The following is a 1380-nucleotide window of genomic DNA, read 5'->3' on the forward strand; positions in this document are numbered from 1 at the left end:
ACACGATCTTTTCATCGAAACCTGGAAAGCGCCGCTGGTATTTGGCGATCAGCTGCGGGTCGAAGCTGGCTTGCCGGTCGCGCGGTACGTCGATCGCCAGCTTGCCGGTATCGGTGGTTATCGTCTTCCGGCCGTAGCCGTTGCGCGAGTTGCCAGCTCCGTCTTCCCCGGCCAGGTGGTGATCCATCTCGGCGTTCAGGGCGCGCTCGGTCAGCGCCTTCTTCAGCGCATCCAGCAGGCCACCTTGCGCCAGCGCGGCACCGGCGTCACCGCCAGCCAGCAACTGATCAAGCAGATCGTTCGGTATCGCAGGCTCTTTGCGTCGGGACATATCGGGTCTCCTTCATTCCCGTTATGCCCGCCCGCACACGAAATTCCTGACACTCCCCGGCACCTCCGTTTTCTACTTTTTCTAGGCCCCAGACCAAACAATCGAACCAGACCGATCCTTTCGTCGCCATTCGCGAGTCGCTGCAGGCCCGCGAAATTCTCGCAGGCTTGGAAAAGCATGGGGTGGGCAATGACCAGCTATACTATCACTGGTTAGGGACCATTGGCCTTGGCCCCTCCCATCGCGACCTGAGCGCGTTGCTCGATCGGCTGGAAAGGGAAGGTTTCATCGCGACCGAGCAAACCGACGGTTTGCGCGTGATCAAAGCGACGCTGGCCGGCATCGAAGTCGCACAGGCTCGGGTCGGCGTTGACTGGATTGCTCGTATGGAGGTCCGGTAGGCAGCAGCGCTTCTATCTTGCGTTTCGATTTCTCGGAAGAGCCGCCTTCTTGACCCAAGTCTTCGCGCGTGCCGCTTGTCGCTTCTTTTACACGGGCACCACACGCGACACATCGATCGCGACGACAACTTTCTCATTCAGAAGGCGAGAGGCCACGATGGCGACAGTCGGGTTCTAGGAGGACCGGACGTTCGAGCTGCCCATCGGGAACGGCGGCTTCGTCCCAAAACTCGCCTGTCCTGAATTTGGGACTAAGCAATGTGATGAGCGAGGGCTACCAATGAATCGTCCCGTCAGGCCCTATCGACTCATATTCGGGTAGAAGACGCGGTCACGCCGCCCTCGCCACCCAAATTTCCCAATGATCTGAGTGCCCATCGCTTTCATCTCGGGCGCGCCAGTCACATCACATGGCTTTATGGCGCAAAGGAACCTCTGACTAGGGCAGGGACCGGTGCGCCGCTGGGTGTGACGGCGGCTTTCGGTCAGGCCGGATGTGGGTTCGTTCGGCCCTCGATTCTTTGGCACTCGACCCTTTGTGATGTGCCAGTAAGCGTCCGGTGAGCCGCGTGTTGCCGCGCTCGACGTAGCCGTGGATGTCCGTACCTGTCGTGGTCTCCTTCTGGAGTCCGGAAGGAGGTCAGGAGA

General features: G+C 60.1%; 2 protein-coding genes. One reads left to right on the forward strand and one right to left on the reverse strand.

Translation table 11 applies throughout. The annotated features are described in order from the left end of the window. Positions 1–331: transposase (locus SM191_RS19435; protein WP_341507643.1), on the reverse strand; the 331-nt coding region annotated here is incomplete at its 3' end. A 182-nt stretch (positions 332–513) separates the two neighbouring features. On the opposite strand from SM191_RS19435, the gene SM191_RS19440 reads away from it, so the two are divergent. After that, on the forward strand, positions 514–732 hold the full coding sequence (locus SM191_RS19440) for a hypothetical protein (protein ID WP_341507644.1): 219 nt from the start codon (positions 514–516) through the stop codon (positions 730–732). The last annotated feature ends 648 nt before the right edge of the window (positions 733–1380 follow it).

Source organism: Sphingomonas sp. 2378 (genome assembly GCF_038084995.1).
Lineage (GTDB): Bacteria > Pseudomonadota > Alphaproteobacteria > Sphingomonadales > Sphingomonadaceae > Sphingomonas.